Annotated in this window: 12 protein-coding genes; 7 read left to right on the top strand and 5 right to left on the bottom strand. The window is 45.4% G+C overall.

All coding sequences use genetic code 11. The features are described from left to right. Positions 1-102 precede the first annotated feature (102 nt). From QUB26_RS10500 to QUB26_RS10475, 6 genes are all read left to right on the top strand, one after another. A complete protein-coding gene (locus tag QUB26_RS10500) occupies positions 103-1254 on the top strand; it encodes a DNA cytosine methyltransferase (protein ID WP_333317825.1) in 1152 nt (383 codons plus the stop codon). Positions 1255-1449: 195 nt separating this feature from the next. Further along, complete coding sequence (gene miaB, locus QUB26_RS10495) at positions 1450-2790, top strand: tRNA (N6-isopentenyl adenosine(37)-C2)-methylthiotransferase MiaB (protein ID WP_333241556.1); 1341 nt, start codon at positions 1450-1452, stop codon at positions 2788-2790. 197 nt (positions 2791-2987) lie between these two features. Beyond that, positions 2988-4058, top strand: a complete 1071-nt coding sequence (locus tag QUB26_RS10490; protein ID WP_333241554.1) for a D-alanine--D-alanine ligase family protein — start codon at positions 2988-2990, stop codon at positions 4056-4058. A gap of 260 nt (positions 4059-4318) precedes the next feature. Beyond that, the gene (locus QUB26_RS10485) at positions 4319-5401 is read left to right on the top strand and encodes an AI-2E family transporter (RefSeq protein WP_333317822.1); all 1083 of its coding nucleotides are present in this window, start codon (positions 4319-4321) and stop codon (positions 5399-5401) included. Between the two features lie 533 nt (positions 5402-5934). After that, positions 5935-7224 carry an HhoA/HhoB/HtrA family serine endopeptidase gene (locus tag QUB26_RS10480; protein ID WP_333241550.1) on the top strand — a complete coding sequence of 430 codons (1290 nt, stop codon included), beginning with the start codon at positions 5935-5937 and terminating at the stop codon, positions 7222-7224. A 206-nt stretch (positions 7225-7430) separates the two neighbouring features. After that, positions 7431-8303: an MBL fold metallo-hydrolase gene (locus QUB26_RS10475; RefSeq protein WP_333317820.1), complete on the top strand. Its 873-nt coding sequence runs from the start codon at positions 7431-7433 to the stop codon at positions 8301-8303. A 110-nt stretch (positions 8304-8413) separates the two neighbouring features. Here QUB26_RS10475 and QUB26_RS10470 read toward each other — a convergent pair whose 3' ends face one another. Further along, positions 8414-8650: a hypothetical protein gene (locus QUB26_RS10470; protein ID WP_333241546.1), complete on the bottom strand. Its 237-nt coding sequence runs from the start codon at positions 8648-8650 to the stop codon at positions 8414-8416. A gap of 4 nt (positions 8651-8654) precedes the next feature. Next, positions 8655-10016 (bottom strand): protein kinase domain-containing protein, encoded by a 1362-nt coding sequence (locus tag QUB26_RS10465; protein ID WP_333317818.1) that lies wholly within the window; start codon positions 10014-10016, stop codon positions 8655-8657. Between the two features lie 187 nt (positions 10017-10203). Between QUB26_RS10465 and QUB26_RS10460 the strand changes: the two genes are divergently transcribed. Continuing rightward, positions 10204-11571, top strand: coding sequence for an IS4 family transposase (locus QUB26_RS10460; protein ID WP_333240266.1), 1368 nt, complete (start codon positions 10204-10206; stop codon positions 11569-11571). Between the two features lie 650 nt (positions 11572-12221). Here the strand turns inward: QUB26_RS10460 and QUB26_RS10455 are convergent. The 3 genes from QUB26_RS10455 to gcvP all read right to left on the bottom strand — a co-directional run bounded on the left by QUB26_RS10455 (position 12222) and on the right by gcvP (position 17809). Further along, a complete protein-coding gene (locus tag QUB26_RS10455) occupies positions 12222-12623 on the bottom strand; it encodes an endonuclease domain-containing protein (protein ID WP_333317816.1) in 402 nt (133 codons plus the stop codon). Between the two features lie 509 nt (positions 12624-13132). Next, positions 13133-14506 (bottom strand): serine/threonine-protein kinase, encoded by a 1374-nt coding sequence (locus tag QUB26_RS10450; protein ID WP_333317814.1) that lies wholly within the window; start codon positions 14504-14506, stop codon positions 13133-13135. A 357-nt stretch (positions 14507-14863) separates the two neighbouring features. After that, the gene (gene gcvP, locus QUB26_RS10445) at positions 14864-17809 is read right to left on the bottom strand and encodes an aminomethyl-transferring glycine dehydrogenase (protein WP_333317812.1); all 2946 of its coding nucleotides are present in this window, start codon (positions 17807-17809) and stop codon (positions 14864-14866) included. Positions 17810-18016: the final 207 nt, after the last annotated feature.

Here is an 18016-nt window from a genome sequence, read left to right as displayed (position 1 = left end):
TACCTATAGAGGCGGGTTTTACAAAAAATAATCACCTCAAATTAATAATCTCATAAACCCGCGCCGCCCGGTCAATTACCAATTACCAATTCCCAATTCCCCATGCCCAATTCCCAATTCCCCATCCCCTGTATTTTCTCATTTTTTTCGGGTTCTGGCTTGCTCGATCTGGGTTTCGAGTCGATCGGCTTTAATATAGCGTATGTCAATGAAATTTTCCCACCTTTCATGCAAGCATACCGCTATTCTCGGCAGTGTCTAAATTTACCACAGCCAGAATACGGGTATTGCGAAGGAGAGGAAGCAGATGTAACTCGACTTGTAGGGGGAGAACCAGCTTTTCGCCTGCGGGAATTGATGCAGGATGCCCGCAAGCATCACGATATTGTGGGATTTATCGCGGGGCCGCCTTGTCCTGACTTTTCAAGTGGTGGCAAAAACCGAGGTGGGGAAGGAGATAAAGGCAAACTTTCAGCTTCATACATTGAATTGATTTGCCAGCAGCAGCCGGATTTCTTTTTATTTGAAAATGTCAAAGGCTTGTGGAGAACCAAAAAACATAAATCTTTTTACGACGAACTAAAACAGCAGTTGGCTGATTCGGGATACGTTTTTGCCGAACGTTTAATTAATGCGATAGAATACGGTGTCCCGCAAGATAGAGACAGAATTATTTTGATGGGCTTTAGAAAAAACCTTGTCAAAAATCTGGGCATTTCCCTAGAAGAAAAAAGCCAAATGTTATCCGAAAGTTTATTTCCTTGGCAAAGTCAGATATTATATCCCAAATCAGAAATTTTTTCTCATCCTTGGCCTGATAGAACTGCCTTTGCAGATGATGGTTTCGTGCCTTGTCCTGATGGCATTCCCCAAGATTTAACGGTAGAATTTTGGTTCCAAAAAAATGACGTTCTCAACCATCCCAATGCCAAACACTATTTTCAACCCAAAGCAGGCATTAAGCGGTTTGCTTCCGTTGATGAAGGAGATGATTCAAAAAAATCTTTCAAGCGATTGCACCGATGGCGTTATTCGCCAACAGCGTGTTACGGCAATAACGAAGTTCACTTGCACCCTTACAAACTTCGCCGACTTTCTGTTGCAGAAACACTGGCTATTCAGTCACTGCCAAAAGATTTTGCACTGCCGGCAAAGATGACGTTAACTAATATGTTTAAAACTGTTGGCAATGGGGTTCCTTATTTGGCTGCACAAGGTATTGCCAAAACAATTTTACAGTTTTTTTATCACTAAAAAAACAAAATAGCCCGATACCAGACTTCGCAGATTTTGTGGGTATCTAAAAATATTTGTAGCGATAAGGGGCGCATTGCACACCCTATAATTATTAAAATTCCCAATTACCAGACCTATGTCGTTTAACACAGAAGTGTTATAATAAAGTGTTAAGGTTGAAAACCTATATTTTTTATTTGCCTGCAATTCGCCATGACCGTTAAACCCCGCCGCTATCACATCACTACTTTCGGATGCCAGATGAATAAAGCCGACTCGGAACGGATGGCCGGCATTCTGGAAAATATGGGCTTTGAGTTCTCGGAAGACCCGAACGAAGCTAGCTTGATTCTCTACAATACTTGCACAATTCGCGATAATGCCGAACAAAGAGTTTATTCTAACCTCGGAAGGCAAGCTCATCGCAAGCGCCAAGAACCGGGTTTAACTTTAGTTGTAGCTGGATGCGTGGCGCAGCAGGAAGGTGAAGCGCTGCTGCGGAGAGTGCCGGAATTAGACTTAGTAATGGGGCCGCAACACGCTAACCGACTTGAAGATTTGCTGGAACAAGTTTTTGAGGGCAATCAAGTTGTGGCGACTGAAGCTGTTGAAATTATGGAGGATATTACTAAGCCGCGCCGCGATAGCAAGGTGACTGCTTGGGTGAATGTAATTTACGGCTGCAATGAACGCTGCACTTATTGTGTTGTCCCGAATGTTCGCGGGGTTGAACAGTCGCGAATGCCGGAGGCAATTCGCGCGGAAATGGAGGATTTGGGCCGTCAAGGTTACAAGGAAGTAACTTTGTTGGGGCAAAATATTGATGCTTACGGGCGCGATTTGCCGGGGACAAAACCGGACGGCAGCAACCAGCATACTTTGACGGATTTGCTTTATTTTGTGCAGGATGTGCCGGGAGTCGATCGCCTCAGATTTGCTACTAGCCACCCGCGCTATTTTACGGAGAGATTGATTAAGGCTTGTGCTGAATTACCGCAGGTTTGCGAACATTTTCACATTCCTTTTCAGTCGGGAGATAATGATATTTTGAAGGCGATGTCGCGGGGTTATACTCAGGAAAAATACCGCCGGATCATTGATACAATTCGCCGTTATATGCCGGATGCTTCGATTACTGCGGATGCGATTGTCGGTTTTCCTGGGGAGACGGAAGCGCAGTTTGAGAAGACTTTGAAGTTGATCGAAGATGTTGGTTTCGATTTGGTGAATACTGCGGCTTATTCGCCTCGCCCTGGGACGCCGGCGGCTTTGTGGGAAAATCAGTTGAGTGAGGAGGTGAAAGCCGATCGCCTGCAACGAATCAATCATGTAGTGACAACAACGGCGATGGAACGATCGCAGCGCTATTTCGGACGCACTGAAGAGGTTTTGGTGGAAGTCCAAAATCTCAAAGATTCAACTCAGGTGATGGGACGCACTCGCGGCAATCGTCTCACCTTTTTTAAGGGCGATATTGCTGAATTGGCGGGTAAAATTGTGCGGGTTAAAATTACAGATATTCGCGCTTTTAGTTTGACGGGGGAAATGCTTTAAATAGCACCGGAATGAGATAGGGGACGGCTTACTGGTGAACTTTTCTAAGAAGATGTAATTTTTTTTACCGCAGAGAGCGCAGAGGACACAGAGGAAGAGTGGAAGGGAGGAGATAAGTAGTCTTAAAGCGGTTCGTATGTGCCTTAGTTGCGCTCTCTGCGTGTATATTTGTCGAAAAGTCCTAGGAGTAGTGAAAAATGACAATGATGCGGATCGGGCTATTGTTCGGGGGGCGATCGGGCGAACACGAAGTCTCAATTAGTTCGGCGCGGGCGATCGCCCGTGCCCTCGCTGCGGAGGAAAATGCCTCTAAATACGAAGTTCTGCCCTTTTACATCCAAAAAAACGGCCGCTGGCTGTCGGGAACATTACCTCAACAAGTCTTAGACACCGGAAAACCTCTGGAAATAGAGGAACAAACAGCAGAAGATGATTCTCCCGCTGGACAGTTTCCTAATTTTAATGCTGTAGATGTTTGGTTCCCTGTTTTGCACGGCCCAAACGGTGAAGACGGCACTGTGCAAGGGTTGCTGAAATTATTGCAAGTTCCTTTTGTCGGTTCGGGGGTTTTAGGTTCGGCGCTGGGAATGGATAAAATTGCCATGAAAATGGCTTTTGCTCAGGCTGGTTTGCCGCAGGTAAAATACATCGCTGTCAACCGTTCCGAAATCTGGTCTAATCCTTGCGTTTTCCCTAAACTCTGTGATAAAATTGAAGCTGAGTTGGGCTATCCTTGCTTTGTCAAACCAGCTAATTTGGGTTCGTCTGTTGGGATTTCTAAAGCTCGATCGCGTGCTGAGTTAGAAGCTGCTCTCGACAGCGCCGCTAGCTACGATCGGCGGATAATTGTCGAAGCGGGTGTGGTTGCTAGAGAATTAGAATGTGCAGTTTTAGGTAACGATAATCCCCAAGCTTCAACGGTGGGAGAAATTTCTTTTCAAAGCGATTTCTACGACTACGAAACTAAATATACCCAGGGACAAGCCGACTGCTCAATCCCGGCAAAAGTCAGCGGTGCGATCGTCTCGCAAATCCAAGAAATGGCAGTGCAAGCATTTTTGGCTGTAGACGCTGCAGGTTTAGCGCGAGTAGACTTTTTCTACATTGAATCAACCGGAGAAGTTTTGATTAACGAAATCAACACTTTTCCCGGCTTTACAGCTACCAGTATGTATCCGCAAATGTGGGCAGCGGACGGCATTTCTTTCCCTGAATTAGTAGACCGTTTAATTCAATTAGCTCTGGAAAGGCACGGGGAAAAAGGTTGAATTGCGATTTGCAAACCGCTGCCCGGTCAACTGAAAATAAATTATTTTCGCAGGTAATATATCCATACTAGCGGAAACGATATAACATAGTTGTGGCAGGCTCTGCCTGCCAGCAACCCGATTTCCCCTGCTGGTCGAGCAACTGGAAATTTTCAGCAGTCGGGTATAAATAAATACACTATAAAGTGGTTAAGAAAGAAGGGCGAATAGCAGCGCCAATCTCACATCTTGCATCTCAAATTTTAACTCGGTTAACTTAGATGAGACGTTTCACTCAACTGCAGCAGTGGTGGACTTACGGACTGGTATTTCCCCTAGCGGTACTCAACTGCTGGTTAGCCCTCCTAGTCTTTGAATATTTTCGCGCCCTGATTACAGTTTTGGTAGTGGCTACAGTGCTGTCTTTTTTGCTAGATTATCCCGTGCGCTTTCTGCACAGATACGGCTTAAAGCGCGATCGAGCAGTTTTATCGGTATTGTTTTTGACTTTACTGGTATTGGTGGTTTTAGCTATCACTCTGGCTCCCATTCTGCTAAACCAAATCACTGAGCTCGCCACCCGACTGCCGACTTGGATAGTTTCTGGCACAGAACAAATTGAAGCATTCCACAATTGGGCGGAAAATCGCAATCTCCGCATTGATGTTAGCGGTTTGACTACCCAATTGAGCGATCGACTTTCATTTCAATTGCAGTCTCTCACTGGCGAAATTCTCAGATTTGGTTTGGGTGCTGCAGACAGTCTGTTGAATTTTCTCCTCACAATAGTCGTGACATTCTACTTGCTCTTGCACGGCGATCGCGTATGGGAAGGATTATTTAAATGGTTTCCCTCCAAGCTGAGCCTTCAATTGCGAGAGTTGCTGGCGCGAAGCTTCCACAACTACTTCGTCGGGCAAGCAACTTTGGCGGGTTTGATGGGACTGTCTATCACTGTTGCTTTTTTAATTATGCGAGTTCCCTTCGGACTTCTGTTCGGTTTGGGTGTGGGTGTAATGACTATGATTCCCTTCGGGGCACCTTTCAGTATTTGCATTGTCAGTTTGCTAATCACATTAAACAACTTTTGGCTCGGAGTCACAGTTTTAGCTGTCGCTACAGTAATTCAGCAAATAATTGAAAGTGGCGTTGCTCCTCGGTTATTAGGCGGTTTTATAGGTCTCAATCCTGTGTGGATTTTAGTGGCACTGCTGGTGGGGGTTAAGGTGGCGGGAATAGCAGGTTTGTTAGTTGCTGTGCCGATGGCTGGTTTTATTAAGAATACTGTTGATGTTTTGGAAAGTTCGAGGAACAAGTCGAGGGAAATCGATTCGGTTAGTTCCATTGAACCGATGGAGCAATAAAATTCCTCCATAGGTTCAAATTTTAGATTTGAAGAGAGTTTTTGCAGGCTATTTTGACTTAAGGTTTAGTTGGTACTTTAGCTTGAGGCTTTACAGGTTTTTTACTTCCTGCTTTAGGGTGAGGCTTTCCGGTGCTTTAACTGCTATCCTTCATGGATGCAGGCGGGGTCAAAAACTCCGTTTCTACGTTAACCTCGATCGCTCACAATGAATATTTTGCGTAGAAACCTGGGTTTTTTTGAGTCCAGGATTGTTGTTGACTTCGGATATCAATCCTGTGAAAAGTTCGCGGGAAATGCGGAATATGCGAGCTGGCTACCGTAGTTTGTATTATCGCACTCAGACAGCACTTCGCCAGTGCAGACCCTGTTCGATCGCACTCAAAAGCTCGAATCCACAAACAATTTGCCGGCGACTGTCCGGTTTCTACCCCAGCTTGTAGGGTAAACCCCACCAGTCAAGCAGAACTCATAAATGCTTGAATTAAAATTAAAGAACCTTTAGTTGTAATTTAATTACAGTAGGTGCTAAAAATGCAAAATCCTAATTATAACTCTCCCTCTAACTCCCACCAAATCAATACTATGTCAACTAAAAATATGCCTGCTACAACTGTGCGTTCTCGCCGTTCTTCTTTGCCGAAAAAACTGGCTTTTTTATCCCTAATTTTGCTCGGCTCCACCGCAACTGTTGGGTGCAACGCCCTAACTTCTGGAGTTCCTGGAAGTTCTAACGCCATTCAAGCTGAACCTTCAACTGCAGCGCCAATCTCAGCATTGCCTGCCAATATACTCCCCTCTCAAGACTCTAATTTTGTCACTAAAGTTGTGCAGGAAGTTGGCCCGGCAGTGGTGCGGATCAATTCCTCTCGCACGGTGACGAACCAAGTTCCAGATGAGATACCTGAGCAATTCCGCCGCTTCTTTGGTTCAGAATCTCCGATTGCGCCGGGAAATCGGGTAGAAAGGGGCTCCGGTTCGGGTTTTATTTTTGGTTCTGATGGCCGCATTTTGACTAACGCTCACGTCGTTGACCGCGCGGATACGGTGACGGTAAAACTGAAGGATGGCCGCGAATTTGTCGGCAAAGTTTTAGGCGTAGATACAGTAACTGATGTGGCTGTTGTTAAAATTGAAGCTAACAATTTGCCTGTGGTGAATTTGGGCAAATCTGAAGAGTTACAGCCGGGAGAATGGGCGATCGCGATCGGCAATCCCCTCGGTTTGGACAATACTGTGACTGTGGGAATTATTAGCGCTACAGGCCGTTCTAGCGCCGATGTCGGTGTTCCCGACAAGCGCGTCAGCTTTATTCAAACCGACGCTGCGATCAATCCCGGCAATTCTGGCGGCCCGCTGCTGAACCAGCGCGGTCAAGTTATCGGCATGAATACGGCGATTATTCAAGGCGCTCAAGGATTGGGTTTTGCTATTCCGATCGATCGAGCACAACAAATTGCCGACCAATTAGTAACAGTAGGAAAAGCCGAACATCCTTATCTCGGCGTTCGGATGTTGAGCATTACTCCCGCAATCAAGAGAGAATTTAATCAAAATCCCAACACCAAATTGAGGCTGACTGAAGATAAAGGCGTGTTAGTTTTGGGAGTTGCGAGAAATTCTCCGGCGGCACAAGCTGGAGTTCGCGTTGCCGATGTGATCAAGAGAATCAATGGTGCAGAAGTCAGCGATGCTGGCAGCGTACAGCAAATTGTCGAGAAAAGTACAGTGGGCAGCGATCTGCAGCTTGAATTAAGCCGCGGCGGACAACCTGTTACTGTGGCGGTGAAAGCGGGTGCTTTTCCAGCGGATCAGCAGCGGTAGTAACACCTAAAAAAATAGAATGCCCAGAGCCCAGACTTCTTTAAGAATTCTGGGTTCTAACATTTCAAAACCTCTTTGATACTCGGCGGTTGAAACCGCTACTACACAAACAAAGTCCGCCTACGCGGACTAAGAAATAAAAGGAGATTTAAGCCAAATTTGGTATAATTTACAATTATTTCTATTGGTTATTAAAAGGTAGAAAAATGGCTCACATCAATCTGCGGCGTACTGAAAATATCAGCGGTAATTTTTATGTAGACAGTAGCTGCATTGACTGCGATACTTGTCGGTGGATGGCACCGGAAGTATTTGGTCAAGCGGGAGAACAGTCGGCGGTTTACCAGCAGCCAACAAACGAGACTGAAGAAATGCGATCGCTCGCGGCTCTTTTGTCTTGTCCCACAAGTTCGATCGGCACTGTAGAAAAACCCAAAAGGATCAAAGAAGCCCAGCAACTGTTACCCGCACTCGTAGCAGAAAATGTCTATCACTGCGGCTACCACTCAGAGACATCCTACGCCGCAGCCAGCTATTTAATTGTCCGTCCCGAAGGCAATATTTTAGTTGATTCTCCCCGTTTTGTGCCGCCGCTAGTTAAAAATATCGAAGCAATGGGCGGCATTCGCTATATGTACTTGACTCACGGCGATGATGTGGCAGATCATCAACTATACCACGACCATTTTGGGTGCGATCGCATCATTCATTATGACGAAATTAACGCTGATACTTGCCGTGTAGAAATGCAATTGTCGCCCACAGAACCGTATCAACTAGCAGATGATTTGTGGATTATATCGGTGCCAGGTCACACGAAAGGTCACACAGTTTTGCTTTACAATAACAAGTTTTTGTTCACCGGCGATCATCTTGCTTGGTCGGAAAGTTTGCAGCAGCTAGTTGCCTTTCGCGAAGTCTGTTGGTATTCTTGGCCCGAACAAATCAAATCTATGCAGAATTTGGCTAATTACTCGTTTGAATGGGTGTTGCCGGGACACGGCCGCAGGTATAATGCCGATCGACAAACAATGAGCAATCAAATGCAAAAGTGTATTGCTTGGATGGTCGATGCTTAATAGCTTAAAACCCCTTTTATACTGAAACCAATCCTACACACACTTTCGTCCGATAACCAGTTGTAGCGGCTGGTGTGATGAGCCCCCCAGCGTTCCACCGGAATTGGCAACTATTTGGCGAGGGCGGCTTCTAGTCCATCATCGTTCATACCGTAGATATCGGGACTTATCGGATGTCGATCGGCTTTAACGTCTACACATAAGGTGGGATTGGCTGTTTGGGCGATGCCATTTGTGATGTAAGCTGTTGTTGTGGCGATTGCCAAAGTCGTGATTAAACCCAATAAAAATAGGACAAGCCAACGAGGTTTATTTTCGAGAGACTGCAATAAAAATCGTGGATTCATTAATTTATGATATAGTGTTTAATAAGGCTTCTTTAAAATCTGCTGCACTTTTATAATAAATTTCAGGATTGTCAACTAAAGCGCGATCGATCACGGTGGCTAGCGGTTGAGGGATGGACGAAGTGCGATCGCGAATAGGAACTGCATCATTATCCAAAACAGCACGAAACGGGTCTAATCCTGCAAAATTGCGAGGCGAATATCCCGTAATCATCACGTACAAACAAGCCGCCGCCGCCCACACATCAACCTCCGGTTTCGCATACTTATAATCAAGCACTTGCTGTCGCGGCATAAAATACGGCGTACCGACAGCATTACCAGTCATCGTTTGGCCACTTAAACCTGCTTGGTCAAAAGCCTTGGCTAACCCATAATCCCCAATTTTGGCAACTTGTTTCCCACCCACATTCGCCAGAAAAATATTCCCCGGCTTCAAATCCCGGTGAATCAAACCCCGTCCCTTGGCAAAACTACCATCAGCCAATCTTACATTCGGAATTTCCGCATTATGTGTATAAGTCAAACCATCTAAAACTTGCACAATAATAGCTACAGATTCAGCGATCGGCAAAGTGCTGACAGCGCGTTTTGCCATCAAATCAACAACACTACCACCCTCACAGAATTCCATCGTGAAAAAGAAAGTATCATCAGCATAACCAGACTCTTTAAATCCTACCACATGAGGATGTTTCAAACATTTAGTATTATCAACTTCCCGCAAAAACCAATTCACAGCCCGCTGATTCGCAGCAACTTTTGGTAACATCACTTTCAGGGCGACTTCTTCATTTGTTTGTTTATGTCGCGCCAAATAAACCAAACTAAAACCACCCTTACCCAACTCTTTTAGTAAAACATAATCACCGAGAACTCCGATATTATTTTTACCACCGACAGCTTTGAACAGAAAAGCTTTCAGCATCTCCCACAAATTCTCTTGATTTGAGGGAATAATTGGGGGTGATTGTTGTTTGAGATTTTTCGCAATTTCCGGGTCAAGAGCAACAGCAACTCGAAAAGAAGTATCGCTGAGTGTAAATTCATCTCCCCCCTGCAAGTCGTATTCTGGGAATTGAATTTGAGCCGCGTCTTCGGGAGTTTGATGTGGTTCTCGCTGACCGATTTTTTCGCCATTAACAAAAGTGCCATTTTTGCTACCGAAATCGCGCACCCGGATATCGGGAGGATTGATATCCAGCAAGCAGTGATAGCGGGAGATGGTGCGGTGTTTTTCGTCGTCGGGAATATTGGGATAGCAATCTTTAGCGCGGCCGATAATACAAGTAGTGCGGGTATCAAAGGTGAATTCTTTGCCTTTGAGATTACCTGCGGTGATAGTGAGGGTAACTTTTGAAGTCATATAAATTGTAAATTATGAATTTTGGATTATAGACACTTTTGCACCCACCCTTAGTAAAATGCTAACTCTTGCTCCCCCCCTTAGCAAGCTATGCTTTATAAGGATCTTTCTTAACAAGAAAGTTGACAAAAATAAACATCTATGCTGTTAAACGATCGGGTGATTGCCCAGGAGTCAGGTTAAAATGATCGAGCAATGGGTAAGACAAGAATTAGAAAAAACTGACTTAGGAGATCCAAGAAGGACAAATAGATTCATGAAAATTGTCTCTAATTTAAGCAATAAACCAGAATCTAGTGTACCTGAAGCGAGTGGTACATGGGCGGAAACTAAGGCTACTTACGATTTCTGGGATTCACCATACATCAAACCAGCTCAGCTTAGGAAAGGACACGTAGATGCGACAGTAGAAAGAATCAAAAATCATCAAATTGTCTTGGCAATACAAGATACAACCGAATTAAATTACACTACTCATAAAGCAGTTAAAGGAGTCGGATATCTTGATAGTAAATATGCCAGTGGATTGAAAGTACATTCAACTTTGGCCGCCACAACAGAAGGGCTACCATTAGGAATTATCGACCAATATGTCTGGGCAAGAGCGCCAAAATATTTAGGTAAAGCTGCTAAACGTTCTCAAAAATCAACTGAAGAAAAAGAAAGTCAAAGATGGCTTGATGCTTTAAAAAACACGTTATATATCATCCCTAATTCGCAAAAAGTAGTCACAATTGCCGATCGAGAAGCAGACTTTTATGACTTATTTGCCTGCGCCAACCGTGACAAAGCAGATTTTTTGATTCGAGCTACTCAAAACAGATGTTTAGAGTTTTCATCCAACCATCTTAAAGCAGAGATGGAGTTAGTCGAACCGCAAGCCACGATGACTGTTGAATTAAAGCGCAACCCGACTCGACCATCACGAGTAGCAACTTTAACTATTCGGTATAAAACCTTAACTATTCAACCCCCTAAAAATCGGGCTAAACAAGAGAAATTAAGTCCGCTCGAACTGCAAGTTATTTTAGTAAGAGAATCATCAGCACCATCGGAGGCAGAAGCAATTGAGTGGTGGCTGTTAACAACTTTACCTATTACTTGTATTGAGGATGTGACTACTTATGTGAGGTGGTATAGTTATCGTTGGTTGATTGAGCGTTATCATTATGTATTAAAAAGTGGTTGTGGAATTGAGAAGCTGCAATTAGAAACAGCAGAGAGGTTGGAAATGGCTCTAGCTACTTATTCGATAGTAGCTTGGCGTTTGCTTTATATTACTCATCTGGCTCGCAGCGCGCCTGATGCCAGTTGTGAAACTATGTTATCACATCGAGAATGGCAGGCTCTTTATGCAACAATTTATCACAAAAGTTATCCTCATTCTTCCCCGCCAACTTTAGGGGAAGCTGTTGGTTGGATTGCCAAATTGGGAGGTTTTTTAGGACGAAAACATGATGGTTTTCCAGGAGTTAAGACTTTGTGGCGTGGCTTGAGAAGATTGGATGATATTATGACGGGTTGGCTACTATTTAATCAACTGAAAACAACTTGAATTTGTATGTTTTCAGGGTGAAATAGCTGCGCTCGCAAATTGTGTCGCTCCTATCAACGATAATTTTGGTAAACCGCCGTGAGCCAATGGCAGAAAAACATTTTATTCTATTGGTTCAAAATGTGCGATCGGGAAAAACCCCGAACGCACTTGAGCCAACTCATTGAAAGACGGAGATATCAATGAAAACTCGAATCAGGATAATTCGTATTCGATCGTCCGCGAGCGCCCCCATATCCGCTACACAAGTAGTTACTTTTGTCAACTTTCTTGTTAAGAAAGATGTTTATAAAGCATAGCTTAGCAAGGGGGGGCTGGGGGGGGTTAAATACCAGATATTCTCAACGAACTAATCTCATGTACCCTCCAAACTCTTACTCCCCCCCTTAGCAAGGGGGGGCTGGGGGGGGTAAAAGAGTAGATGCAATAAACGATTAAATCTAATCTACATTTCTAACTCTTGCTCCCCACCCTCAACAAAGGGCTAACTCTTGCTCCCCCCCTTACCAAGGGGGGGCTGGGGGGGTAAAAGAGTTAATGCAATAAACGATTAAATCTCATGTACATTTCTAACCATTACTCCCCACCCTTAACAAAGAGCTAACTCTTGCTCCCCACCCTCAACAAGGGGCTAACTCTTGCTCCCCCCCTTACCAAGGGGGGGCTGGGGGGGGTAAAACACCCGATGTTCTCAACGATTTAATCCCCTCCACAATCACCTCTAAAACCCCATCCAAATTATGATAAACATCATCATTAGTAAACCTCAAAAAATGAATCCTAGCCGACTCAATAAACTCTTGCCTTTCTGCATCATATTCTACAGCGCCATCCACAAAATGGCTGTCACCATCAACTTCCAGTGCTAACTTGATTTCTGGTGAATAAAAATCTAGCGCAAATGCTGCTACACTGTATTGTCTGCGAAATTTACAATTCTCAAGCTGTCTGTTTCTGATACGTTTCCATAGCTCCTTTTCCGCTTCTGTCATTTCTCTGCGAAGCTGCTGTCGCTTGAATTTTTCTGAGCTTCTGTTGTAGAGTTTTGTCATTGTTGTATAGGATTTAACCCCCCCAGCCCCCCCTTGGTAAGGGGGGGAGTAAGAGTTATTTGAGTTTTTTAGTTGGTTGTTTGATATTTTAACCCCCCCCAGCCCCCCCTTGGTAAGGGGGGGAGCAAGAGTTGTTTAAGTTTTATTGTTGGTTGCTTAGTCTTGGTTGTTAATGCAAACTACAAATTTTGTTTCTAAGTTATGGAGTTTAGAGGCTGTTGGTGGGGAGGTAGAAACCGGGTTTCTTCCTGAATCTGGGTGATGATGCGTAAATTATCCCAGAAACCCGGTTTCTTGAATTTGCGGAAAATCCAGAAATTTTAGCGGTGGCTGAAAAGTTTGTTTTTGCTAATTGTTACAACCCGCAAATAGCGGGGCAGATACTACAAAAAACTACGGAAAACGAGCCGGAAACTGATGATAGCGAGTGCCAGGTATCGGAAACGTAGAACTGGCGTGGCTTCGTACAAAAAGTCTAGTTCACAAGTCTTAATAAAAATCTGTAACGCTTAGATGTTACAGTCTACAAGTCTCGACGCGAGAGAAGACCCCTCCCACCTCACCCAACCCAACACCATAATACCCCCATTTTCTTCCTCCCCATTCTCATCACAAGGTCCCCATTCTACGACATGCGGCAACAACGGGAGGTGAGCTTCTGGTGCTTTTTCTGAAAAAGTGATGTCTTTGTAGTACACCCATGAGTTATTTTTTCTCCAACCTATCTTGTCGCCAAACGCTTCCCATACTTTTTCATCATATTGACTGGTTCCTCCCAGACTTTGATAGATGCGCTTCTGCACGCTAAAGCCGAAGTGCCCATTGCTGTATTTTACCCAAAGTTGGTCAATAGTTCGCAAGTCCTCGCAGGGAAATTTTTCAATATTTTCTGTATCCAGCCATCCCTCTTCCTCCCTACCCGCCACCTTCAACATCACTCTCGCCGTTTCCTCATCCGCCTCTTTCCACTTTTTAGCCGCCAATAAATTCCGCAAGTTTATATAATCCATTCCCACGGCTGAAACTACCCGTGTAGTCTCAGCAGCCACAGGTTTCGGTATCAGCAAATCCAACCATTCCTGCACCGACTGCGGGCGACTTTGCGGTTCCAACTCCATTCCTTTCATAATCGCCGCATTCACCCTGTCGCTAATCTCTGAATTGAATTGCTTTGGCGGAGTTAAAGGAATATTTTGCTTCCTGAATTGCGACGGAAACGGCAACTCACCAGTCAACATGACATAAAGCGTTGCTGCTAGGGAATAAACATCAGTATAAGCACCAAGTTCGGCGCGTTTTTCTAATAATTCAATGGGTGCGTAACACTCAGTACCGGAATTACTATTTGTCCTCAATTTTCCCGGTGCTGTCACCTGTCGCGCCAATCCGAAATCAATCAAAACTGCTTCAAAACCCCGCTGTCTGAGCATAAGATTTTGGGGTTTAACATCGAGGTGAGTAAATTTTTGCTGGTGGACAAAACTCAGGGCGCTTCCGACTTGTTGAATCATTGGCAAAGCTTTCGCTTCCGACAAAATGCCGTTATCTTCGAGATATTCTGCTAAGTTAGTGCCGTCGATTAATTCCATTACCATGCACCACAATTCGATATTTCCTGCCATTTCGGGAAATACTTCGTAAACTTGGACGACGTGGGGATGGCTGCATCGGGCTAAAGATAATGCTTCGTTGACAAATTTGGTTTGGTATTCGCGAAAGTTTGGTTTACCTTGAACGTTGGCATTTAGGGTTTTGATGGCGACTGCTTTGCCTTCTTTGGGGTTTTGGGCGCGGTAGGTGACACCGAATCCGCCGCCCCCCAGGATTTCTTCGATGATGTATTTGCCGTTGTGTAGTTGTTGTCCGGGGGGCCAGTGCCTCATGGCGGGTTTGTGGGGGTGGAGAGGATGGTTTTGATTGTAGCTGAGATGGGGGAATTTTGGTTGAGGCTTTGGATGATATCGTTTACGGTTGTTTCGGAATGATTTAACCGCAGAGGCCACAGAGGGCACAGAGGAAGAGAAGAGAGAGGTGAGGTTGAGAAACCGGGTTTTTTTACCTAGATATTCGGCATCTATCAAACCCGGAGATCCCCCCTAGCCAAGAGGGCGGGCACGGGGGCACCGCCCCTACAAGGGGGGACTGGAAGCGTTCTCAAAGTCAACCCCTACTCCCCTTTTGAAGGGGGATTTAGGGGGATCTAGACTCAGATATAAACGAGATTTACATGGATTACAATCTTAATTGTAAGCCTCCATTGGTAAACAAGAACAGACAAAATTACGATCGCCAAACGCATTATCTATTCTACCCACCGCCGGCCAAAACTTATGTTCGCGAGTCCAAGAGGTTGGATAAGCCGCTTGCGATCGAGTATAAGGACGATTCCACTCATCAACCATCAGAGATTCTGCGGTGTGCGGCGCATTTTTTAACACATTATTTTGCGGGTCAACATTACCTTTTTCAATCTCCGCAATTTCCGCTCGAATTGCAATCATTGCATCGCAAAAACGGTCTAATTCCTGCTTGGATTCGCTTTCCGTCGGTTCCACCATTACCGTACCAGCGACCGGCCAAGAAACCGTCGGCGCGTGATAGCCGTAATCCATCAACCGTTTAGCGATATCTTCGACTTCAATAGTCGCAGATTTTTTGAGCGATCGCAAATCCAGAATGCACTCGTGCGCCACTAAACCAGCTTTCCCTTTGTACAAAACCGGATAATAAGATTCTAACCGTTTTGCCATGTAATTAGCATTAAGAATTGCTACTTTTGTCGCCTCAGTTAAACCCACTCCTCCCATCATCCGAATGTACATCCAAGAAATAGGCAAAATGCTAGCACTTCCCCAAGGCGCGGCGGAAACAGCACCAACTGATATTTGTTGACTGTTAACTGTTGACTGTTGACTGTTAAGAATAGAATGACTGGGCAAAAATTCTACTAAATGAGACATTACCCCAATCGGCCCCATTCCCGGCCCGCCGCCACCGTGAGGAATACAGAAAGTTTTGTGCAAATTCAAGTGGCAAACATCAGCACCAAAATCACCGGGGCGGCACAAACCAACTTGAGCATTCATATTCGCGCCGTCCATATAAACTTGTCCGCCGCAGTTGTGAACTATCTCGCAAATCTCTTTAATTTCTTCCTCAAAAACGCCGTGCGTTGATGGATAGGTCACCATCAAAGCCGCCAGTTCATTTTTGTGCTTTTCGGCTTTTTTATGTAAATCTGCAACATCAATATTACCCTGGGAATCGCACTCGACAGCTACTACTTTCATCCCCGCCATCACGGCGCTAGCCGGATTTGTACCATGGGCTGACTGGGGAATTAAACAGATATTTCGGTGAGATTCGCCTCGGTGTTCGTGGTATTGGCGAATAACTAACAAGCCCGCGTATTCGCCCTGAGAACCAGCGTTTGGCTGCAAAGAAATTCCCGCAAAACCGGTGATTTCTGCCAGCCACTGTTCTAGTTGCACGAACATCATTTGATAGCCGCGAGTTTGATCGCGGGGTGCAAAGGGATGTATCTTGCCAAATTCCGCCCAAGTCACCGGCATCATCTCTGCTGTTGCATTCAATTTCATTGTGCAAGAACCCAAGGGAATCATCGATGTATTTAGCGATAAATCCTTGGCTTCTAAACGGTGCAAATACCGCAAAAGTTCAGTTTCTGAATGGTAGCTGTTGAAAACTGGGTGGGCGAGATAGCTGCTGGTGCGATCGCAAAAATCTGGTAAGGTCAAATAGGAATTCAATGCGTCTGCATCCAGCGGAATGTTGAGAGCATTCTGCCCGTCTGCCCTGATATAATCTTTATTCTGTGCAAAAATTTCCCACAACTCTTGCACATCTTCAACGCTGACAGTTTCATCTAAAGTGATTCCCACTGTCGAATCATCGAAAACTCGGAGATTAATTTTGCGAACTTTAACAGCTTCTAGAAGTTCTGACAGCGGTTTGTCTCCCAATTCTACCCGCAAAGTATCGAAGAAAGGTTGAGAACCAATTTTGTATCCGAAACTTCTTAAACCGGATGCCAAAAGCGCAGTTAAAGTCCGTACTTTCTCAGCAATGTCTTTCAGTCCAGACGGGCCGTGATAAACAGCATACATACTCGCCATCACTGCCAGCAAAACTTGAGCAGTACAAATATTGCTGGTTGCTTTTTCGCGGCGGATGTGTTGTTCGCGAGTTTGCAAGGCTAAACGTAAAGCAGATTTGCCGTTGGCATCTTTAGAAACGCCGACGATTCGCCCCGGAACTTGCCGTTTAAACTCTTCTCGCGTGGCGAAATAGGCTGCGTGGGGCCCTCCGAATCCCATCGGTACTCCGAAGCGCTGAGTGCTTCCTACGGCTATATCCGCGCCGAATTCGCCGGGGGGTGTGAGTAAGCAAAGGCTCAAAATGTCGGCGGCTACTGTGACTAATGCGCCGACTTCGTGTGCCGATCGAATAAAATCGGTATAGTCGTATATTGCGCCGTCTGTGGCGGGGTATTGCACGAGAGCGCCGAAGATTGTACGATCGAACTCAAAGCTGTGATGGTCGCCGACAATTACCTCAATTCCCAACGGCTTAGCGCGAGTTTGCACCACTTCCACAGTTTGAGGGTGGCAATCTTGGGAAACAAAAAACGCTTTTGCCCCCTTTTTGCTGGCGCCGTAACTCACCGCCATCGCTTCCGCCGCCGCAGTCCCTTCATCCAGCAAAGAAGCGTTGGCAATTTCCAAACCCGTGAGGTCAATTATCATGGTTTGGAAGTTCAGCAAAGCTTCCAATCGCCCTTGAGCAATTTCGGCTTGGTAGGGAGTGTAAGCTGTATACCAGCCGGGATTTTCTAGGATATTCCGCTGAATGACGGGGGGAGTTATGCAGTCGTGATATCCAGTGCCGATGTACGATCGAAATACCTGATTTTTTGCAGCAATTTCTTTCAATTCTGCCAAAGCGCTGTACTCGCTTTGCGCTGCGGGAAGTTGTAAGGGTTGAGAAATGCGAATCGCCGCTGGAACCGTTTTGTCAATCAACTCATCGAGGCTGGAAATGCCCAAAACATTGAGCATTTGCTGGATTTCGCTGGGTGTCGGGCCAATGTGCCGGCCCGCAAAACCATTGATGGGGGAAAGGTTTTGCTGCTGGTTGGGTTCAAGTTGAGGGCTGTAGAGTACCAAGGCGGATTCTCCTGAATAGACTTTTGCTTCTTTGTTTGTAACATTTTGCTAAGAAAACCAGGAAGATTTTCTGCGTCTATCCAAGTCCGAGAGTCCGATAGTCCGATAGTCCGACAGTCCGACAGTCCGACAGTCCGACAGTCCGACAGTCCGACAGTCCGACAGTCCGACAGTCCGACAGTCCGACAGGGGTTGAAACCCCTGTCT

It is taken from the genome of Microcoleus sp. B4-C1 (assembly GCF_036705285.1).
Classification (GTDB): domain Bacteria; phylum Cyanobacteriota; class Cyanobacteriia; order Cyanobacteriales; family Microcoleaceae; genus Microcoleus.
The sequence above is the reverse complement of the archived record's forward strand: the minus strand, read 5'-3'. Positions and strand labels throughout refer to the sequence as shown.